At 72.6% G+C, this 20189-nt stretch carries 22 protein-coding genes; 17 read left to right on the forward strand and 5 right to left on the reverse strand.

Going from position 1 to position 20189, the window contains the following annotated elements:
* Window positions 1-181: 181 nt before the first annotated feature.
* The 3 genes from RMN56_RS22890 to RMN56_RS22900 all read right to left on the reverse strand — a co-directional run bounded on the left by RMN56_RS22890 (window position 182) and on the right by RMN56_RS22900 (window position 1615).
* Window positions 182-511 carry a three-helix bundle dimerization domain-containing protein gene (locus tag RMN56_RS22890; RefSeq protein WP_313719568.1) on the reverse strand — a complete coding sequence of 110 codons (330 nt, stop codon included), beginning with the start codon at window positions 509-511 and terminating at the stop codon, window positions 182-184.
* Window positions 508-1194 (reverse strand): arsenate reductase/protein-tyrosine-phosphatase family protein, encoded by a 687-nt coding sequence (locus RMN56_RS22895; RefSeq protein ID WP_313719569.1) that lies wholly within the window; start codon window positions 1192-1194, stop codon window positions 508-510. The genes RMN56_RS22890 and RMN56_RS22895 overlap by 4 nt, the downstream gene beginning before the upstream one ends.
* A gap of 88 nt (window positions 1195-1282) precedes the next feature.
* Window positions 1283-1615, reverse strand: a complete 333-nt coding sequence (locus RMN56_RS22900) for an ArsR/SmtB family transcription factor (RefSeq protein ID WP_313719570.1) — start codon at window positions 1613-1615, stop codon at window positions 1283-1285.
* A 62-nt stretch (window positions 1616-1677) separates the two neighbouring features.
* Here RMN56_RS22900 and RMN56_RS22905 point away from each other — a divergent pair, with 62 nt between their 5' ends.
* Window positions 1678-2835, forward strand: coding sequence for a flavin-containing monooxygenase (locus tag RMN56_RS22905; RefSeq protein ID WP_313719571.1), 1158 nt, complete (start codon window positions 1678-1680; stop codon window positions 2833-2835).
* A gap of 19 nt (window positions 2836-2854) precedes the next feature.
* Here the strand turns inward: RMN56_RS22905 and RMN56_RS22910 are convergent, their stop codons facing one another.
* Window positions 2855-3238 (reverse strand): ArsR/SmtB family transcription factor, encoded by a 384-nt coding sequence (locus tag RMN56_RS22910; protein WP_313719572.1) that lies wholly within the window; start codon window positions 3236-3238, stop codon window positions 2855-2857.
* 88 nt (window positions 3239-3326) lie between these two features.
* Between RMN56_RS22910 and RMN56_RS22915 the strand changes: the two genes are divergently transcribed.
* From RMN56_RS22915 to RMN56_RS22970, 12 genes are all read left to right on the forward strand, one after another.
* On the forward strand, window positions 3327-3476 hold the full coding sequence (locus RMN56_RS22915) for a hypothetical protein (protein ID WP_313719573.1): 150 nt from the start codon (window positions 3327-3329) through the stop codon (window positions 3474-3476).
* 14 nt (window positions 3477-3490) lie between these two features.
* Window positions 3491-3739, forward strand: coding sequence for a hypothetical protein (locus RMN56_RS22920; RefSeq protein WP_313719574.1), 249 nt, complete (start codon window positions 3491-3493; stop codon window positions 3737-3739).
* Window positions 3736-4983, forward strand: coding sequence for a M28 family metallopeptidase (locus tag RMN56_RS22925; protein ID WP_313719575.1), 1248 nt, complete (start codon window positions 3736-3738; stop codon window positions 4981-4983). Before RMN56_RS22920 ends, RMN56_RS22925 begins: the two co-directional genes overlap by 4 nt.
* Before the next feature lie 8 nt (window positions 4984-4991).
* Window positions 4992-5321 carry an ArsR/SmtB family transcription factor gene (locus RMN56_RS22930; RefSeq protein WP_313719576.1) on the forward strand — a complete coding sequence of 110 codons (330 nt, stop codon included), beginning with the start codon at window positions 4992-4994 and terminating at the stop codon, window positions 5319-5321.
* On the forward strand, window positions 5321-5818 hold the full coding sequence (locus RMN56_RS22935) for a GNAT family N-acetyltransferase (protein ID WP_313719577.1): 498 nt from the start codon (window positions 5321-5323) through the stop codon (window positions 5816-5818). Before RMN56_RS22930 ends, RMN56_RS22935 begins: the two co-directional genes overlap by 1 nt.
* Before the next feature lie 76 nt (window positions 5819-5894).
* Complete coding sequence (locus RMN56_RS22940) at window positions 5895-7310, forward strand: NAD(P)-binding domain-containing protein (protein ID WP_313719578.1); 1416 nt, start codon at window positions 5895-5897, stop codon at window positions 7308-7310.
* Window positions 7310-8566: an MFS transporter gene (locus RMN56_RS22945; protein ID WP_313719579.1), complete on the forward strand. Its 1257-nt coding sequence runs from the start codon at window positions 7310-7312 to the stop codon at window positions 8564-8566. Before RMN56_RS22940 ends, RMN56_RS22945 begins: the two co-directional genes overlap by 1 nt.
* A 134-nt stretch (window positions 8567-8700) precedes the next feature.
* Window positions 8701-10302: an FAD-dependent monooxygenase gene (locus RMN56_RS22950; protein ID WP_313719581.1), complete on the forward strand. Its 1602-nt coding sequence runs from the start codon at window positions 8701-8703 to the stop codon at window positions 10300-10302.
* A gap of 146 nt (window positions 10303-10448) precedes the next feature.
* Window positions 10449-11027, forward strand: coding sequence for a hypothetical protein (locus RMN56_RS22955; RefSeq protein ID WP_313719582.1), 579 nt, complete (start codon window positions 10449-10451; stop codon window positions 11025-11027).
* Between the two features lie 201 nt (window positions 11028-11228).
* A complete protein-coding gene (locus RMN56_RS22960) occupies window positions 11229-11642 on the forward strand; it encodes a DUF6069 family protein (RefSeq protein WP_313719583.1) in 414 nt (137 codons plus the stop codon).
* A gap of 82 nt (window positions 11643-11724) precedes the next feature.
* Window positions 11725-12303, forward strand: a complete 579-nt coding sequence (locus RMN56_RS22965; protein WP_313719584.1) for a dihydrofolate reductase family protein — start codon at window positions 11725-11727, stop codon at window positions 12301-12303.
* Window positions 12304-12482: 179 nt separating this feature from the next.
* Window positions 12483-13670, forward strand: coding sequence for a low temperature requirement protein A (locus tag RMN56_RS22970; RefSeq protein WP_313719585.1), 1188 nt, complete (start codon window positions 12483-12485; stop codon window positions 13668-13670).
* Window positions 13671-13676: 6 nt separating this feature from the next.
* On the opposite strand, the gene RMN56_RS22975 is transcribed toward RMN56_RS22970, so the two are convergent.
* On the reverse strand, window positions 13677-14171 hold the full coding sequence (locus tag RMN56_RS22975; RefSeq protein ID WP_313719587.1) for a nucleoside deaminase: 495 nt from the start codon (window positions 14169-14171) through the stop codon (window positions 13677-13679).
* 238 nt (window positions 14172-14409) lie between these two features.
* Here RMN56_RS22975 and aceB point away from each other — a divergent pair, with 238 nt between their 5' ends.
* Genes aceB through RMN56_RS22995 form a run of 4 tightly spaced genes read left to right on the forward strand, consistent with a single transcriptional unit; the run spans window position 14410 to window position 20161 of the window.
* Window positions 14410-15993: a malate synthase A gene (aceB, locus tag RMN56_RS22980; protein ID WP_313719589.1), complete on the forward strand. Its 1584-nt coding sequence runs from the start codon at window positions 14410-14412 to the stop codon at window positions 15991-15993.
* A gap of 27 nt (window positions 15994-16020) precedes the next feature.
* Window positions 16021-17493: an FAD-linked oxidase C-terminal domain-containing protein gene (locus RMN56_RS22985; RefSeq protein WP_313719590.1), complete on the forward strand. Its 1473-nt coding sequence runs from the start codon at window positions 16021-16023 to the stop codon at window positions 17491-17493.
* Window positions 17493-18740 carry an FAD-binding oxidoreductase gene (locus RMN56_RS22990; protein WP_313719591.1) on the forward strand — a complete coding sequence of 416 codons (1248 nt, stop codon included), beginning with the start codon at window positions 17493-17495 and terminating at the stop codon, window positions 18738-18740. The genes RMN56_RS22985 and RMN56_RS22990 overlap by 1 nt, the downstream gene beginning before the upstream one ends.
* Window positions 18740-20161 (forward strand): (Fe-S)-binding protein, encoded by a 1422-nt coding sequence (locus tag RMN56_RS22995; RefSeq protein ID WP_313719592.1) that lies wholly within the window; start codon window positions 18740-18742, stop codon window positions 20159-20161. Before RMN56_RS22990 ends, RMN56_RS22995 begins: the two co-directional genes overlap by 1 nt.
* Window positions 20162-20189: the final 28 nt, after the last annotated feature.

Below are 20189 nucleotides of genomic sequence, written 5' to 3' on the forward strand. Positions count from 1 at the left end.
GATTGAGGCGGTAACAGGTGTAGCGGCCGCGAGGCGCGGGGATGACCGGTCCGGCTTCCCGCAGGGCGCGTAGGTGGTTCGAGACGTTGGACTGTCGGGCCCGGTGTCCTCGACCAGGTGACAGGTGCAGGCAGGAGCGTCGGCGAGCAGGCTGCTGGCCCGCGTCGGTCCGCGAGTCAGGTCATGATGCCGGGACGCCGATCTGATCCAGCAGGCGACGGCGGCCGGCGTTGTGGGTGCACGGAAACCGGGCGGCCGTCGCGGTGGTGCCCTCCACCCGGGCGAGGGCCCGCAGTCGCTGGCGGGCGAAGCGCTCGACGAGCACCGGCAGGAAGTTCACGATGCTGGCGGCGGTGGCGAACTGGTCGTAGCTGGTCTGCAGGAACCGCTCGACGGTTTCGGTGCCGTAGATGCCGTCGAATTCCACAGCGAGTCGCGTCGCGGCGGTGTGCGGGGCGACCTGCTGGTCGAGGGTGATCTCACGGCGGGGGTGGGCGGTGATGTCGGTCATCGCGGGCCTCCGGGCAGGATGGCGGGGGCGAGCCGGTCGACGCGGTCGGCCAGGTCGGCGTAGGCGACCTCGAACGCCTCGTCGGTGTCCACGCGCACCGGGTCCGGGACCGACCAGTGCAGGCGGGGGCGGAGCGGGCCGGTCAGTTCCTCATGGGCGTTGTCGCAGACGGCGATCACCAGGTCGTCGCGACGGACGACATCGGCGACGTGGGCGGTGCCGGTCGGGTCGAGATCGAGGTGGTGGCGGTGGGCCACAGCTACCGCACGCGGGTGCACCCGAGTGGCGGGCTTCGTGCCGGCGGAGGCGACAGCGCCGCGGGCGCGCTGCTTCCACAGCGCGGCTGCCAGCTGCGAACGGGCCGAGTTGTGGGTGCACACGAACACCACCCGGCCAACACCGGCCAGCCGGGGAGTGGCGAGAGCGGCCAACGTCTCAGGGCGTAGCCGTAGATAGGTGCGGCGCCGGTCGCCCTCGGAGCGGCCCTTGACGACCAGGCCGGCGTCGGTGAGGACCTTGACGTGGTGGGCCACCAGGTTCGTCGGCATGTCGAGCGTGTGTGCGATCTCCCCGGGGGAGGCGTCGCCCAGGGTGAGCGCGTCCACGATCGCCAGGCGTGCCGGGTCACCGAGGGCGGCGTGGATCCGCGCTCGCCCGTCAAGGGAAGAAAGCTCAGCACTCATTGAGTCAATTGTCGCTGACTAACCTTGCCGAGTCAAGCCGGCGTCGTGCCGGCCCGGATGCCACCGGTACCGGTCTCCGTGCCGCCGATCAGCAGCAGGTGGCCAGGTAGGACTGCAGATCCGTCAGGGCGGTGGTGGCGCCGTCACGGTCAGCCCGGTAGAACACCGTCTTGCCGTCTCGCCGCGAGGTGACCACACCGCCGCGTCGCAGCAGCGTCAGCTGCTGCGACGCCGTGGCCTGGCTGATACCGACCCGCTCGGCCACCTCGCCCACGGACATCTCGGCGCCGTGGGCGAACAGCATCATGATCCGCTGCCGGGTGGGGCTGCCGAGGGCCTTGAGGAACTCCTGCGTCTGTGGCGCGAGGCCCGAAGCGGAGCTCTGTGGCCCGGTCGGCTGGTCGGCAGCAGTCTGGCTCATGGTCACACCTTTCCTCGCCATCATCATATTGTCATTCAACGAAACGACGATATGATCGTGGCGTGAACGATCAAGTCGATCCCGTGATCATCATTGGCGGTGGCCAGTCCGGCCTCGCCGCGGCCCGCGCTGCCCTGGACGTTGGCCTGCGACCCGTGGTCCTGCACTCCGGCGCCACACCGGTGGGCTCCTGGCCTGACTACTACGACAGCCTCACGCTGTTCTCGCCCGCCCGCTACAGCACCCTGCCCGGCATGCCCTTCGACGGCGACCCGGATCGTTACCCCCACCGCGACGAGGTGGTCGACTACCTGCGCCGCTACGCCGACGCCCTGGACGTGGAGATGCGCACCCGCACCCGCGTCATCGCCGTACGTCCCGGCCGCGGCGGTGGATACCTCGTCAGCACCGACACCGGAGGCGACCTGCCCGCCGTCGGGGTCGTCGCCGCTACCGGCTCCTTCGGCAACCCGTATCTGCCGACCCTGTCAGGGCAGAGCGAGTACGGCGGGGCTGTGCGGCACGTCGCCCACTACCGCCGTCCGGAGACCTACGACGGCAAGCGGGTCGTGGTCGTGGGGGCCGGCAACTCTGCCGTCCAGGTCGCCTACGAACTCACCGCGCACGCCCGGGTGACGCTGGCGACCCGCGAACCGGTCCGGTTCCTGCCCCAGCGCATCCGCGGCCGGGACCTGCACCACTGGCTGCGCGTCACCGGCGCTGACCGGCTTCCGCGCCCGGTCATCACCCGGCTCGTCCGGCACGCCACCGTGCTGGACACCGGCCGCTACCAGGACGCCATCACCTCGGGTGAGCTTCCCCGGCGGCAGATGTTCACTCGCTTCACCGTTGACGGCGTCGTCTGGAGCGACGGCACCACAGAAGCCGTCGACGCCGTCATCTTCGCCACCGGCTACCGGCCGAACCTCGACTACCTCGCCCCACTCGGCGCACTGGACCAGGGCCTACCCCGACAGGTGGGCGGCATCTCCACCACCCATCCCGGCCTGGTCTACCTGGGGTTGGAATTCCAGCGATCTTTCGCCTCGAACACCTTGCGCGGTGTCGGCCGCGACGCCGCGCACGTCCTGGCAGCCCTCGCCGCACGCGTGGACCGGCGTCCGCGTCTCTCCCGACTGGCACGCCCCACGGCTTCCAGCGTCGAGGGGTCGACGCCGCCCGTGCACGTCGATCGAGCCACGGATGGTGCCGGCGGATGACGGCGACGGGGGAGCGAGGTCAGGCTTTGGTCGCGGCCGCCGGCTCGATCGACAGCAGTGCGGCGAGCTGGCGCAGGATCTGCGGTCGAGCTCGGTAGTAGACCCAGGTGCCTCGCCGCTCGGCGTCGACCAGGCCCGCCTCGCGCAGCGTCTTCAGGTGGTGGGAGATCGTCGGCCCGGTCAGGTCGAACGCCGGTGTCAGGTCGCACACGCACGCCTCCCCGTCCTCGGCGGAGGCGATCATCGACATCAGCTGAAGCCGCACCGGGTCACCAAGGGCTTTGAATGCGGGAGCGAGGACCGCGGCCGTCTCGGCCGGTACCCGACGCTGCGCCAGGGGAGGGCAGCACGGTACGTCGGCGTGGAGATCGACGACCGGAAGAGACGCCTGTTGCTTCGACATGCCTCTAGGTTGACATCCCTCTAATCAGCGTGCAAGTCTCTGATTCGACGGACGTCAAGACAGACGATCCGAGGAAGTGAGGACGAGCATGTTCGGGTCCACCCGCCGCTCGCGCAGATCCCTGCCGGGCGTCCGCTTCTGCGACTCCTGCGCCCAGGTGTCCACCCCCGCGCAGCGCGCCGAGCGCCGCTACGACACCACCCGCGCCGCCGTCTACACGCTGATCACCCCCCGTTGACGAGAGGACCCGACATGAGCGAGAACACTCCCACCGCCGGCGGTTTCACCGGCGACCCCGCCGCGGCCCTGCAGATCACCGGCTCCGGAGCCTGCTGCGGCAGCCCCGCCCAGGCCGTCGGCGGCATCCTTCCGCCCGCCGGCGAAACCGCCAGCGGTGACCCGTGCTGCGGGACCCGGCAGGCCGCCCAGGCGGCTGACTCCTGCTGCGGCACCGAGGCCAGGGCCGACGCCATCGCCACGGGACAGGCCTGCTGCTCATGACCAGCTCGAGCAACCTCCCAGGCCTGCTCGAGCAGGTCAGCGCCGACCGGATGCTCGCCACCATCGCCACCCTCGCCTCCGACCCACTAGCCGGACGGCGTGTCGGCTCGACGGGCGGGGCGGCGGCCCGCGCCTGGCTCGTCGACCAGCTCACCGCCCTCGGCGCCGACGTCCGCACCGAGGAGTTCCCGGTCCGCGCCGTGCCGCAGGTGTATGAGGCGCCGGCGGTCACCTGGAGCGATGGGGGCGGCACCGAGGAGTTGGTGTTCGGACGGCAGGTCGCGATCCACCCGGCCTCCGCCGACAGGCCGGACACCCGTCGGGGCGCCCTCGGCGTCGCCGGCAAGGACGACCCGGCGGGGCGGTGGCTGGTCGTGCCGGCCCAAATGAGCCTGTTCGACGCCTACCGCGACACCCGCGGCGCCGCCGGGTTGCTGGTCCGGCGCCCGGTTGACGCCGAGGGTTGGCAGTTCACCATGCTCGCCGGCCCGGACCCGGGGCCGCTGCCGGTGCTGACCTTCGATCTGGACACCCACCACGCCGTGCTCGCCGCCGCCACCGCCGCGGGGGACAGTTGGCTGGCCGGAGCGACGCCGCTGCGCCGCGACGACGTCACCGGCACCAACATCCACGCCTGCCTCCGGCGGCCCGCCCCCGCTGGCGCCGACCTGCTGCTGACCGCGCACTACGACGGTGTCGGCGACCACCCCGGGCTTCGCCTGCCCGGTGCTTCGGACAACGCCACCGGGGTCGCCGTGGTCCTTGAAGCCGCCCGCGTTCTCACCACCGCGTTGCCGGCTGGTGCGGGACTGTCCGTGGCACTGCTCGACGGGGAGGAGGTCGGCGCTCTCGGCTCCGCCCACCACGCCAGTCAACTCCGCGCCGCGGGTGCCGCGCCGTTGGTCATCAACGTCGACGGCGCCGGCCGCCTGGAGGGGGCGGCCGCGGTGGAGGCCGGCGGCCCGGCCCACCGTCTCCTCGCCCTGCTCGACCAGGCCGGGCGCCACACCGGCATCCCCCTGAAGGCGGGCCCGGTGGCGTCGGACAACCGCCGTTACGGTGGCGCCGGTTTCGCCGCAGTGGGGATCGGTGCCGGCATGGGCGGCTACCACAGCCCCGCTGACACCCCCGACAAGGTCGATCCCGCCACTCTCGGGGCCATCGCCCGTCTCGTTGTCGCGACCGCTCACCTTGTGGTGGCGGCACCCGCTACACTTTCATCGTCGATCGGCGATAAACGATAGAGGGAGTGATGGTGAGCGACCTCCTGGACCGGGACACCGCGCAGACCTACGCCTCGTGGTTCCGGGCCCTCGCGGACCCGACCCGGGTGCAGATCGTCGAGTACCTGGCCCGGCACGCCCGGCCGATGAGCGTGGGCGAGATCGTCGCCGCTGTCGGCCTGGCCCAGTCCACCGTCTCCCAACACCTGAAGATCCTGACCGAGGTGCGGTTCGTGCTCGTCGAACCGGTCGGCACCGCCCGTCACTACCGCGTCAACGACGCCTGCGTCGGCTGCTTCCCCTCCGCCGCCGACGTCGTCATGGGCCGCCCGGCCCCCACCCCGAAGGGAGCCTGCTGATGGCCGACATCACCGTCCGCCCGATGACCTCGGACGACGCCGATCGTGTCCTCGCCATCTACCAGGCCGGCCTCGACGGCGGCGACGCCAGCTTCGAGACCACCGCGCCGACCTGGACCGCATTCGACGCGGCCAAGCTGCCCGTCCACCGCCTCGTGGCCGTTGACGCGGACGGGGTCGTGGTCGGGTGGGTGGCGGTGTCGCCCACATCGAGCCGGGCGGTCTACGCCGGGGTGGTCGAGCACTCCATCTACGTCGACCCGGCCGTCCAAGGGCGTGGCGTGGCCCGGCTGCTGCTGGACGCGCTGATCGCCTCCACCGACGCCGCCGGCATCTGGACCATCCAGTCGGGCGTCTTCCCGGAGAACACCGCCAGCCTCGCCCTGCACCAGCGGGCCGGGTTCCGTGTCATCGGCACCCGCGAACGGGTCGGCCGGCACCACGGCCGGTGGCGCGACGTGGTGCTGCTCGAGCGACGCAGCCCCGCCATCACCTGACCCGCGTTCAGTTCCGCCCGCCGCAGCACCACTGCGCCTTCTTGATTCGATAATGTTCAACACAGAGGAGTTTCCGATGAGTGTCCTGGACGAGCTGCCCGTCGTGGTGATCGGCGCGGGGCCGGTGGGTCTGGCCGCGGCCGCGCACCTGCACGAGCGTGGCCTGCCCTTCCGTGTCCTGGAGGCCGGCGATACCGCCGGCGCGGCCGTGCGGCAGTGGGGGCACGTACGGGTGTTCTCCCCGTGGCGCTACAACGTCGACCCGGCCGCCCGCCGGCTGCTCGACGACGCCGGCTGGGTCGCCCCGGCCGAGGACGCGCTGCCCACCGGCGCGGAGCTGGTCGCCGACTACCTCCAGCCCCTCGCGCAGCTGCCGCAGCTCAAGCCCCACCTGCGCTACGGCGTCCGGGTGGCGGCGATCAGCCGCGTCGGCCTGGACCGGCTGCGCACCGCCGGGCGCGAGCAGACGCCGTTCCTGATCCGCCTCGCGGACGGCGACGAGCTGCTGGCCCGCGCGGTCATCGACGCCTCCGGCACCTGGGGCACCCCCAACGTCCTCGGCGCCTCGGGCCTGCCCGCTCGAGGCGAGAAGGACGCGGCAGCGTTCCTCGAGCACGCCCTGCCCGACGTGCTCGGCACCGACCGGCACCGCTTCGCCGGCCGACACACCCTCGTCGTCGGTGCCGGCCACTCCGCCGCGAACACGCTGCTCTCCCTGGCCGAGCTGGCCGCCGCCGAGCCCGACACCGAGGTGACCTGGGCGATCCGCTCGGCCAGCCCGGCCCGCACCTACGGCGGTGGAGAGGCCGACGCCCTGCCCGCTCGCGGCGCGCTCGGCTCCCGGCTCCGCGACCACGTTGACGCCGGCCGAATCCGGCTGCTCACCGGCTTCTCCCTGCACGCGTTCACCCCGACCGGCGGCCGCGTCGCCGTGGTCGTCCGCCACAACGACGGCACCGACGAGTCCATCACCGTGGACCGCATCGTCGCCGCCACCGGCTTCCGCCCCGACCACTCCATCGCCGCCGAGCTGCGTCTGGACCTCGACCCGATCATGGGCGCCACCCGCGCACTCGCCCCGCTGATCGACCCCAACGAGCACTCCTGCGGCACCGTCCCCCCGCACGGCGCCGACGAACTCGCACACCCCGAGCCCGGCTACTACGCCGTCGGCATGAAGAGCTACGGCCGCGCGCCGACCTTCCTCATGGCCACCGGCTACGAGCAGGTCCGCTCCGTCGTCGCCGCCCTCGCCGGCGACTGGGACGCCGCCCGGGACGTTCAGCTCGACCTGCCCGAAACCGGGGTCTGCAACAGCAACCCCGCCGACCCCACCGGCACCGACAGCTGCTGCGGCCCCGCCCCTGCAGCCCAGGCGGCCGCACAAGGGCTCGCCACCGGGATCTCCGGCGGCCTGCTCTCCGCGCCGCTGAACCTCATCAGCCTCGACACCCCGACCAGCGGCCAGACCGGCGGCTGCTGTTCCAGCTGATGACCACCACCACGACGGCGCCCGCCGACCCCACGGTCGGCGGGCGCCGCGGGTGGCGCATCGTCGGCGCCCTCGCCATCACCTCCACCATCGGCTACGGCACCCTCTACTACGCCTACGCGGTCCTCCTCGGCCCCATGGCCGCCAGCCTCGACGCCTCCACCACCGCCGTCACCGGAGCGCTCACCGCCAGCGTCCTCGCCGGCGCGCTGATGGCCATCCCGGTCGGCCGGTGGCTCGACCGGCACGGCGGACGAACCCTCATGACCGCGGGCTCGATCACCGCCACCGCACTCCTGATCGCCTGGTCCCAGGTCCAGACCATCGGACAGCTCTACGCCGTCATGATCGGCATCGGCATCACCGGCGCCATGGTCCTCTACGAACCCGCCTTCGCCGTCATCGTCTCCTGGTTCACCCCCGACCGGCGCGCCACCGCCCTGCTCGCGGTCACCGTCGTCGCCGGATTCGCCAGCACCATCTTCATGCCCCTCACCGGCATACTGGTCGCCCACCTCGGCTGGCGCGGCGCGCTCCTCACCCTTGCCGCCATCCACGGCACGGTGACCGTCCCCCTGCACGCCCTCACCATCCGCACACCGACCCGCGTCACCCGACCCACCGCTGCGGGACCACCTATCCACGCCCCGCGGCGAGCGGCGGCCCGCGCCGCGATGCGCGACCGCCGCTTCTGGATCCTCGCCGCCGCCCTCATCGCCCACGGCGTCGCGACCAGCACCATCGCCGTGCACCTCGTCGGCTACCTCACCAGCCGCGGCCACCCCGCCACCTTCGCCGCCACCACCGCCGGCCTCCTCGGCGTCCTGTCCGTCACCGGACGACTCGTCCTCACCACCGCCCGTCGCCGCCTCCCGATCACCACCACCGTCGCCACGGTCTTCGCCATCCAGGCCGTCGCCGTCTTGGCCATGCCCCTCACCGCAGGAAGCCGGGTGGGCGCCGTCATCACCGTCACCGGATTCGGACTCGGCTTCGGCATCGCCAGCCTCGCCACCCCAGCACTGCTCGCCGACCGCTACGGCACCACCGCCTACGCCACCATCGCCGGCCGGCTCACCGCCCCCGTCACCACCGCCAAAGCCGCCGCGCCCCTGCTCGCCGCCACGCTCCTGTCGCACGGCGGCTACCACCTACTGCTCGCCGCGGTCACCACCGCATGCCTTCTGGCCGCCGTCGGAATGCGCTCCGTGGGGAGCGGAAGTGGCCGGGACGAGCACGACAACACACCCGGCTGACCGTCCAGGAACCTGCGGTGCCCCCGCATCGGTCATGAGCAGCCCCAAGCTGAGGTTCGCCCCGGCACACACACCGGGCGCTACCCTGACCCCGACAGGCGGTGCGTCCCAACCCCTGGATCAGGGAGCTGCCGATGACCGGCGCTGCGGGCTCGGAAACGGATGTGCTCGTGGTCGGCGCGGGGCCGACCGGCCTCACCATGGCCAGGCAGCTCGCCCGGCACGGCGTGCGGGTGCGCCTGGTCGACCGGGCGTTGGACCGGGTGCACGAGTCGCGGGCGCTGGCGGTCCAGCCCCGCACGTTGGAGGTCCTTGCCGGGTTCGGCTTGGCCGACAAGATGGTGGCGGCCGGCAACCGAGCGGTCCGGCTGATCGTTCACGCGGGACGGCGGGAGCGTCCGGTGCCACTGTTCAATCTGGGCCTGCCCGACACCGCGTACCCGTATCTGTTGTTCCTGTCGCAGGCGGAGACCGAGCGGCTCCTCGGCGATCACCTCGCGACGCTCGGGGTGTCCGTCGAACGCGGTGTCGAACTGGTCGGCCTGGACCGCTCCGATCGGGCGGCCGTCGCGACGCTGCGCGACCGCGACGGCCGGGAGGAGCGGCTGTCGGCCCGGTACGTGGTGGGTTGCGACGGCGCGCACAGCGCGGTGCGGCAGTTCGCCGGGATCGCCTTCGAGGGCGGCGCGTACCCGCAGACGTTCGTGTTGGCCGACCTGGAGGTCGACGGCGTCGAACCGGGCGGGGCACACGCCTTCCTCGCCGGGCGGGGGCTGCTGTTCCTCTTCCCGCTTGGCCACCCGGCCAGCTGGCGGATGGTGGCCATGCGACCCTCCAACGACGCGACCCCGCCGACCGCGCCGGTCCACCTCGCCGAGCTGCAGACGCTGGCCGACGCGTACGCGGGCGGCGCGCTGCGGCTGCGTGACCCGGTGTGGGCGACGAACTTCCGGCTGCACCACCGGGCCGCCGCGGCTTACCGGGCCGGACCGGTGTTCCTGGCCGGGGATGCCGCGCACATTCACAGCCCGGCGGGCGCGCAGGGCATGAACACCGGCATCCAGGACGCGGTGAACCTCGGCTGGAAACTCGCCCAGGCGCTGCACACCGACGTCGATCCGGCCCTGCTGGACAGCTACCACGCGGAGCGGGCACCGGTCGGCCGGATGGTGCTCCGGTTCAGCGACCGGGCCTTCACCGTCGCCACCTCGACCAACCCGCTGGTCCGCTTCGCGCGTACCCGGCTGGCCCCCGCCCTGCTGCCGGCGGTCCTCGCGCCCCGGTTCGTGCGAGCCGCGGCCTTCCGCACGGTCGCGCAGCTCGCGATTCGCTACCCGCGCAGCCCGTTGTCCACCGACGGGCCCCAGACGCCGCGCGGCGGTCCGCGAGCCGGCGACCGGCTGCCCGACGCCCAATTGGCCGACGGCGACACGCTGCACCGGCTCACCGCCGCGCCCGGCTGGCACCTGCTGCTCTGCGGGCCACCCGAAGGCTGGCCCGCGCACGAGGTCGACGACCTGACCCGGCGCCACCGTGGCCACCTCACCGCACATCGCCTGGTCGGCACAAGCGGGTCGGGCCCGGAGGCCGGTGCCCAGGTGCTGCGCCGGCTCGGCGTCACTCCCGGCACGCACGCCGTCTATCTGGTACGGCCGGACGGGCACGTCGGTTACCGCGCGGGCGGCACCGACCTGACCGGCCTGCGTGCCTACCTGCACCGCTGGCTTGGACCGTAGCTGTCCCGCGACGGGCCACCGCCACGCGATGACGGGTGGCGACCGTCGAGGCTCGTCGGGCGCGGTGCCTTCGCAGGCGGGCAGCGGTCGGCCTTCACCAGGTGCCCGTACGCATCCTTGGCGATCGCGACTCGCATACTGGCCAGATGTCACAGCTCCAGCCGCCGACAGCTTCGCCGCCGTCGGGATCAGCCTTCCGTGAACAAGCCGTGGCCCGCCTTCAAGCCGGTGACTGGCGTGGCGCCCACAGTTGGGCGAAAGGCTGGATCGGCTCCGGCGGCGGCCCTCACATCGATCCCTGGCTCGTCTACGTGGCCTCCGCCCTCATCAGCGGCAAGGCGAGGGACGCGGTCCACTCCATCGACCTGGCCATCGGCCTCTGGCTTCCCGGCCAACAGGACCGCGCGGCATTGCTCTGGCTTCGCGGCTGCATCGTCCATCGACAACTGAACGACCCACGGACCGCTCTGCGTGACCTCCTGGAAGCGGGACTGGCGCTGCCTGCTTGGCTGACGAACCAGCGAGGCGTCGAGATCGCCGCATGCGAAGAAGCCGCACGCCACAGCCGTAAGCGGGTCCCCTCCGTGAAGCCGGCGTGGAGCTACTCGGGTCAACCCGAGACGCGTCGCCTCCCGGACCACGCCTACGAGCAGCGATCCGACGGCGCGGCACCCGACGGCCGACTCATCAACATCCTGGCCGACCTCGGGCTACCCGTCGCATAGTGCTCAGTCACCACGCGACGCGCCGCATGGCAGGTCGACCTGGGCCTGCCGTGGTGCGCCGGGCGATGCGGGTGCCGTCGTCAAGGCGAGGCGAATCTCGTCGAAAAAAATCTGGGCGTGCTGTCGAATGGGGCTGGTCCTCTTCGTCGTCCTGGTGAGAGCCCGGCACCGAGCCGGCCCATACACCCACTGGAGGGCACGATGACCACCACTGTGAACACGACCCACGCCACCGCTTCGACCTTCGGTGCGCTGATCCGGACCGGTGTCGTCGCCGCGGTTGCCGCCAGCGCCGCCACCATGGTCGTCGCCGCCGCCGGCCACGCGGCAGGGGTCAGCCTCGACATGGCCGGCGCCCCGATTCCGGTGGCGGGGTTCGGCGTGCTGACCGCGGCGTTTTCGCTGATCGGCGTGGTCATCGCCGCGCTGCTGTCCCGTTTCGCCCGGCGTCCGCGGCGGACGTTCGTCCGCACGACGGTGGTGCTGACGGTCATGTCGCTGGTGCCGGACGTGATCGCCGACGCCGGGGTGGCCACCAAGGTGCTGCTGATGCTCACCCACCTGGTCGCGGCCGCGATCGTGATTCCCGCCGTCGCGCGCCGGCTGACCGCCTGAACTGTCACCATCCCACCGTCGAGACCGAGCGTTCCTACCTGCGAAAGCGCCGTACGGAAGTCACCCGGGCAAGGGGAACATCATGACCGTCACCTACACCTTCGACGTCTTTTCCAGCCTCGACGGCTTCGGCACGAACAGCGGCAGCTGGGGCGGCTACTGGGGTAAGCAGGGCCCCGAGCTGCTCGAACACCGCCTCGCCGCGTACAGCGAGGAGCAGCGCATGGTCTTCGGAGCCCGCACGTACCGGGCGTTCGCGCGGATGCTGGCCGCGAGCACCGAGGAGTCCGAGGTCCGTGACGCCTGGGTCACCCGGATGAGGAGCCTCCCGGCGACGGTGGTGTCGAGCACGCTGCGAGGACCCCTCGACTGGCCGGACGCGACCGTCGTGGGCGGTGACGCCGTCGACGTCGTCGCGCGGCTCAAGGAGAAGTCCGAGGTGCCCTTGCGTTCGCACGGCAGCCTGTCGTTGAACCGGGCGCTGATGGCCGCCGGTCTGGTCGACCGCGTCCAGGTGACGGTCTTCCCGGTGATCAGCGGTCAGACCGGGACGGAGCCCGTTTTCCAGGGAGCGGCCGACTTCGACCTGGAGCTGATTGCGAGCCGGACACTCGACGGTCGCACCCAGGAACTCATCTACCGGCCCGCCCTGCACGCGTAGATTTCGCCGGTCGCCGGGTGGACCCGACCCGGCGGGCTCGGGCCGGAACATCGGCCATGTTCCGGGTCGGGCTTCTGCGTCCGCCGCACCGGCCGCGGCCCGGATTGTGCGGCAACGCCCCACCTGCCGCTCCGGACGTGGTACGAATTTGGGCAGGATTGTCCGGAGAAGCGGGGGCGGTGGCGCGGGCGCGGTCGGGGTGGATCCTGCGCGATCAGGAGAATCCCCGCCGGATCTCCTACCTGGAGCTCCTCTTCGACCTGGGCCTCATCGTCGCGCTCCTGCGGCTGACCGACCGGCTGACCGGCAGCCTCGGCTGGAATCACGCGCTGGAAACGGTGGTCCTGCTCGCCGCGATCTGGTGGGTCTGGACGGTGACGGCGTACACCACCGACTGGTACGACCCCAAGCTGCCGATAGTCCAGTTGATCGTCCTCGGCGTGCTGCTCGGCGGGCTGCTCATGTCACTCGCCATCAGCAGCGCGTTCGAGGGGGCCAACGGGATCGCCTTCGCCGGGGCGTACGTGGGCCTGCACCTCTGGCGCGGGCTCATTCTCATCACCGCCCTGCGCGGTCACGCCCTGCAGAGGCGGCCGATGCGGGTGTTGATCTGGTTCTCCCTGACCGGCGTGCTCTGGCTGGTCGGTGCGTTCCTGCCGAGTCCGCTCCGGCTGGTGTTCTGGGCGGTGGCGATCACGGCGGACTTCGCGGTCGGCCTCTTCGGTTATCCGCTGCCCCGGCTCGGCCGTTCGAACGCCGAGGAACTCCGGGTGGGCGGCGAGCATCTCGCGGAACGCTACCGGCAGATGTTCATCGTGACCCTGGGCGAGATCATCCTGGTCGGGGTGAGGCAGTACGGCGACCCCCCGTTCATGTCCCTGCGGACGGCCGGGGTGATCCTGCTCTTCGTCCTGACCGTGACGATGTGGAAGATCTACATCGTCTACGTCGCCGACTACCTCGCCACCGGGATCGACAAGGCCAGCAATCCCGGCCGGATCGCGCTGGTCGCGGCGTACGCGCATCTGGTCATGGTGGCCGGTGTGGTGCTGGTCGCCGCCGGTGGTGACCTGGTCGCCAGGGACCCCGTCGGCGAGATCGAACCCACCGAGCTGGCCATCGTGACCGCCGGTCCGGTGGTGTTCCTCGCCGGCCGCAGCGTGTACGCGCTGGTGGTGTTCCGGGCGATGCTGTGGCGGCTGCCCATCGGCGTGGCCGTCCTGTCGCTGGCGGCGCCGTTGATGCGGGGGCTGCCACCGCTCGCGGTCGCCGCCGTCATGACGGTGGGGATGATGGCGATCGCCTTCATCCCACACCGGGGGCGACCGGTGTACCGCACCCGCTGGCACATCCGTACCCGCTGGTGATGATCCCTATTGCGCGGCGCGCCGGTTCGCGGCGCGTTCGTGCAGGAGCCGCATCTCCTCGTCGAGCGGAGCGACCGGGCCGACAACCGTGAGAGCCGGCGCGACGGCGGTGACGGGAAGCACGGCCACCGGCCCGGCCGGCAGACCCCACTCCGCTCGCCAGGTGGCGAGCTGCGAGCTCGATGCGGCGTAGACGATGCGGCCGAGTCCCACCCACGCATGCGCGGCCGCGCACATCGGGCAGTGTTCCCCGGAGGTGTAGACGGTCGCGGCGGCCCGCGCCTCCGGCGGCAGGTGTCCGGCCGCCCACTGCGCCAGGGCGAGTTCGGGATGCGCCGTCGGGTCCGCCGAGGACGCCTCCCGGTTCCGGGCCTCCGCCAGCACGACTCCGCTCGCGCCGACCAGGACCGACCCGAACGGGTCGTCGCCCTCCGCCAAGGCTTCGGCGGCCAGCGCCACGCAACGCCGCAGATGAGTGATGTCCTGTCGGTCGGTCGTCATGGCCGGCTCTCCTCCCGAGTGTGCGATCATCGCCAGCTTCGCAGACGCGGCGAGCGCGAGATGGGCGGGCGCCCCGGCCCGACCGCTCGCCGCAGGTCAGGCACCGCTCGCCGCAGTGGATCGACCGTTCCCGGCGACTGTGCCGTCGCTCAGCTCGCGGCCATGACCAGCGAGAACTACAGTCGGCTGGAGCACCACCGGATAGATCGCGACACATATCACGGTGAGGAGCGAGTCGATGGCCAACCCTGCCGGCATCGAGGTCACCGGGCCGATGCACCCCCGGTACGACGAGATTCTCACCCCCGAGGCGTTGAGCTTCCTCGCCGACCTGCACCGCGCCTTCGACGGCCGCCGCCGCGAACTGCTCGACCGGCGCAAGCGGCGCGAGGCCGAGCTCGCCGGCGGCGCGCTGTTCGACTTCCTCCCCGAGACCCGGGAGATCCGCGAGTCCGACTGGCGGGTCGCCGACCCCGCGCCGGGCCTGGTCGACCGCCGGGTGGAGATCACCGGCCCGACGGACGCCAAGATGACCATCAACGCGCTCAACTCCGGGGCGAAGGTGTGGCTGGCCGACCACGAGGACGCCAACACCCCGCTCTGGGAGAACGTCATCGCAGGCCAGCTCAACCTGCGCGACGCGATCGACCGCAAGCTCGACTTCACCTCGCCGGACGGCAAGCAGTACGCCCTGCGCGACGGTGAGCTGGCCACCATCGTGGTCCGGCCGCGCGGCTGGCACCTCACCGAGAAGCACATCCTGGTCGACGGCGAGCGCACCTCCGGCAGCCTGGTCGACTTCGGCCTCTACTTCTTCCACTGCGCCCGCCGGCAGCTCGACCGCGGCGCCGGGCCCTACTACTACCTGCCCAAGATGGAGAGCCACCTCGAGGCGCGACTGTGGAACGACGTCTTCCTGCTCGCCCAGGAGCGCCTCGGCATCCCGCGCGGCACCATCCGGGCCACCGTGCTGATCGAGACGTTCCCGGCCGCGTTCGAGATGGACGAGATCCTCTACGAGCTGCGCGAGCACTCCGCCGGGCTGAACGCCGGCCGGTGGGACTACATGTTCAGCGTGATCAAGAAGTTCCGCACCCGGGGCGCCGACTTCCTGCTGCCCGACCGGAACTCGGTGACCATGACGGTGCCGTTCATGCGCGCGTACACCGAACTGCTGGTGCGGACCTGCCACCGGCGGGGGGCGCACGCCATCGGCGGGATGGCCGCGTTCATCCCCAGCCGCCGCGACCCGCAGGTCAACGAGACGGCGCTGGCGAAGGTCCGGGACGACAAGACGCGGGAGGCGGGCGACGGGTTCGACGGCTCCTGGGTCGCCCACCCCGACCTGGTGCCGATCTGCCGGGAGGTCTTCGACCAGGTCCTCGGTGACCGGCCGAACCAGCTCGACCGCACCCGCGACGAGGTCCGGGTGACCGCCGCCGAGCTGCTCGACGTCCGGTCCACCCCGGGGCAGCACACCGAGGGCGGGCTGCGCAACGCGGTCAGCGTCGGCGTGCAGTACCTGGCCAGCTGGCTGCGGGGCTCCGGCGCGGTCGCCATCTACAACCTCATGGAGGACGCGGCCACCGCGGAGATCTCCCGCAGCCAGGTGTGGCAGTGGCTGCACAACGACGTCACCCTCGACGACACCGGTGAGCGGGTCGCCCGGGAACTGGTCGAACGGATCGCCGACGAGGAGATCGGGAAACTGCCCGGTGCTCCGGGTGACTACGCCGACGCCCGGGCGCTGTTCATGGAGGTCGCCGTCGTCGACGAGTTCGCCGACTTCCTGACCGTGCCCGCGTACGAACGGATGCCCTGACCGACGACCGGCGACGCGGAGGTGGCGATGAGCACGACCACGACGGACCTCGACGCTCTCGCCGCCGCCCTGCGGGCCGCCATCGGCGCCGACCGGGTGATCAGCGACCGGCAGGAGCTGCGCACCTACGAGTGCGACGGGCTGGCCCAGTACAAGGTGATCCCCGCGCTGGTGGCGCTGCCGGCGGACGCGGAGCAGTGCGCCGCCGTCGTGCGGGCCTGCGTGGCCGCGGGTACGCCGTTCGTGGCCCGCGGCTCGGGCACCGGGCTCTCCGGCGGCGCCCTGCCCCGCGCCGACGGCGTCCTCGTGGTCACCTCGCAGATGCGGGACATCCTGGAGATCGCCCCGGACGACGAGCGGGCGGTGGTGCAGCCCGGCGTGATCAACCTGGCGGTCACCCGGGCCGCCACCCCGCACGGCTACTACTACGCGCCGGACCCGTCCAGCCAGCAGATCTGCTCCATCGGCGGGAACGTGGCGGAGAACTCGGGCGGCGCCCACTGCCTGAAGTACGGCTTCACCACCAACCACGTCCTCGGCGTCGAGTTGGTCACCCCGGACGGCGACCGGGTACGCCTCGGCGGCCGCGCCCCCGACGCCCCCGGCTACGACCTGCTCGGCGCGTTCGTCGGCTCCGAGGGCACGCTCGGCATCGCCACCGAGGTGACCGTCCGGCTGACCCGGCTGCCCGAGTCGGTGCGCACCCTGCTCGCCGCGTTCGAGACGACCGACGAGGCCGGTGCGGCGACCTCGGCGATCATCGCGGCCGGGGTGGTGCCGGCGGCGGTGGAGATGATGGACGCCCTGGCCATCGAGGCGGCCGAGGCAGCGGTGCAATGTGGCTACCCGGCCGGCGCCGGGGCGGTGCTGATCGTCGAGCTGGACGGGCCGGATCCGGAGGTCGCCGCCCAGTTCGGGCAGGTGGAGAGCCTGTGCCGGGAGAACGGGGCGTTCGAGATCCGGATCGCCGCCGACGACGCCGAGCGGGCGCTGTTCTGGAAGGGGCGCAAATCCGCGTTCGCCGCCGTGGGACGGATCAGCCCGGACTACATCGTCCAGGACGGAGTGATTCCGCGGACCGCCCTGTCGGAGGTGCTGCGCCGCATCGGCGAGCTCTCCGCCGAGCGCGGCATCCGGGTGGCGAACGTCTTCCACGCCGGCGACGGCAACCTGCACCCGCTGGTCCTCTTCGACGCCGCCGTCGAGGGCGAGACGGTCCGCGCCGAGGAGGTCTCCGGCGCGATCCTCGACCTCTGCATCACCCACGGTGGCTCGATCACGGGCGAGCACGGCGTGGGCATGGACAAGGCGAAGTACATGCCCCGCATGTTCACCGACGACGACCTGGACACGATGCAGCTGCTGCGCTGCGCGTTCGACCCGGACGGGCTGGCCAACCCCGGCAAGGTCTTCCCGACGCCCCGCCTCTGCGGCGAGGTGCCCGGCCGGCGCAAGGGGGTCCACCCGGCGCAGGAGGCCGGCCTGGCGGAGGTGTTCTGATGCCCGCCGACCGGACCCTCGACCGGCTCCGCGCCGCCGCCGACGTCGTCCGCACCGCCGGCGAGCACGACACCGTCGCCGGGGTGCCGGCCCGCTACGTCGCCGCGCCCCGGGACACCGGCCAGGCGGCCGCCCTGCTGCGCGCGGCGGCCGCGCTCGACCTGGCCGTCGCGTTCCGCGGCGGCGGCACCAAGCAGGACTGGGGGAGTCCACCCCGCCGACTCGACCTGATCCTCGACACCACGGCCCTGACCGGGGTGGTCGAGCACGCCGCCGGCGACCTGATCACCGTGGTCCGGGCCGGCACCCGCCTCGACGAGCTGCCGGCCACCCTGGCCGGCGCCGGGCAGCAGCTCGCCCTCGACGCGCCGCTGCCCGGCGGCACCGTCGGCGGCGCCGTCGCCACCAACACCAGCGGCCCGCGCCGGATGCTCTACGGAACGGTCCGCGACCTGCTCATCGGGGTCACCCTGGTGCGCGCGGACGGGGTGGTGGCGCACGCCGGCGGCAAGGTGGTCAAGAACGTCGCCGGTTACGACCTGGGCAAGCTGGTCACCGGCGCGTACGGCACGCTGGGGCTGATCACCGAGTGCGCGTTCCGGCTGCACCCGCTGCCCGCCACCGTCGCCTACGTCTCCCGCGCCGTGGACGACCTGGCCGAGGCCGGCCGCCTGGCCGGCACGGTACGGGCGGCCCAGCTCGTCCCCACCGCGCTGGAGGTGGACGCCCCGGCCGGCGGGCCGGCGACGGTCACCGTGCTGCTGGAGGGCACCCCGGCCGGGGTGACCGCCCGGGCCGCCGCGGCCCGCCGGCTGCTCGGCGCCGACGCCACCGCCGCCGACCAGCCGCCCGACGGCTGGGCACGCTGTCCGTGGCGGGACGGGGACGTCGGCCTGAAACTGACCGCCGCGCTCTCCGGCGTGCCCCGGCTGCTGAGCGAGGCCCGCGCGGCGGCCGACCGGCAGAACCTGCCGCTGGCGCTGCGCGGTTCGGCCGGCGTCGGTGTCCTCTACGCCGGCCTGCCCGGCGCGTCCGACCCGGAGCGGGTCGCCGGCCTGGTGGACGCGCTGCGGGCGACGACCGCCGCCGTCGGCGGGCACACGGTGGTGCTCACCGCACCCGCGCCCGTGCGGGACCGGGTCGACCTGTGGGGACCGGTCCACGGCCTGGAGCTGATGCGCCGGGTCAAGCAGCGCTTCGATCCGGACGCCCGGCTGGCGCCCGGCCGATTCGTGGGAGGGATCTGATGAGCATCCCCCAGCAGCCCGGCCCGACCCCGGTCACCTCACCCGGCGGGAGCCAGCCGGCCAGCGGTCCCCGGGACGTGCTCGGCGCGGCCGCCCAGCCGGCCGGCGTCGGCGCCTTCGACGAACACCACCCGCCGTCCGCCGAGCTGGTCGCGGACTGCGTGCACTGCGGCTTCTGCCTGCCCACCTGCCCCACCTACGTGCTGTGGGGCGAGGAGATGGACTCGCCGCGCGGGCGGATCTACCTGATGAAGCAGGGGTTGGAGGGCGAGCCGCTCGCCGACTCCATGGTCACCCACTTCGACCGCTGCCTCGGCTGCATGTCCTGCATGACCGCCTGCCCCTCCGGCGTCCAGTACGACCGGCTCATCGAGGCCACCCGCCAGCAGGTCGAACGCCGGCACCGCCGCGGCCCCCGGGACCGGGCGCTCCGGGCGGCGATCTTCGCGCTCTTCCCGTACCGGAGGCGGCTGCGGCTGCTGCGCGGGCCACTGCGGGCGTACCAGGCCACCGGCCTGGCCCGGCTGATCCGCCGGAGCGGGCTGCTGCGCCGGCTGGCACCCACCCTGGCGGCGGTGGAGTCGCTGGCCCCCCGGCTGGGCCGGGCCGCCCGCCCGCCGGAACGGGTGGCCGCCGTCGGCACCCGGCGGGCCGTGGTCGGCATGCTCACCGGCTGCGTGCAGGGCGCCTTCTTCCCCGAGGTGAACGCCGCCACCGCCCGGGTGCTCGCCGCCGAGGGCTGCGAGGTGGTGATCCTGCCCGACCGGCAGGGCTGCTGCGGTGCGCTGAGCGTGCACAACGGACGGGAAGAGGAGGCGCGCCGCTTCGCCCGCCGGATGGTGGACACGTTCGCCGCCGCCGGCATCGACTACTTCGTGGTCAACGCGGCCGGCTGCGGCTCCACCCTCAAGGAGTACGGTGACCTGCTGCGCGACGACCCCCGGTACGCGGCGCTCGCCGCCGACTTCGCCGGCCGGGTCCGCGACCTCTCCGAGGTTCTCGTCGAGCTCGGCCAGGTCGCCACCCGGCACCCGCTACCGGTGACGGTCGCCTACCACGACGCCTGCCACCTGGCCCACGCCCAGGGGGTCCGCGCGCAGCCCCGCCGGCTGCTGCGCGACATCCCCGGGCTGGAGCTGCGGGAGATCGCCGATCCGGAGATCTGCTGCGGCTCGGCGGGCATCTGGAACATCCTCCACCCCGGGCCGGCCGCCGAGCTCGGCGACCGCAAGGCCCGCACCGTACTGGCCACCGGGGCGCGGCTGCTCGTCACCGCCAACCCCGGCTGCCTGATGCAGGTCGCCGCCTCGGTGACCCGCGCCGGCGGCGACATCGCGCTGGCACACACCGCCCAGGTCCTCGACGCCTCGATCCGCGGACGAGGCGTCGAGGAGTTGCTGCACCAGCGAACCCCGTCCTGACGGCGGGACCCACCGTCACCGCTGACCC

The organism is Micromonospora halotolerans (assembly GCF_032108445.1).
GTDB classification, from domain to species: domain Bacteria; phylum Actinomycetota; class Actinomycetes; order Mycobacteriales; family Micromonosporaceae; genus Micromonospora; species Micromonospora halotolerans.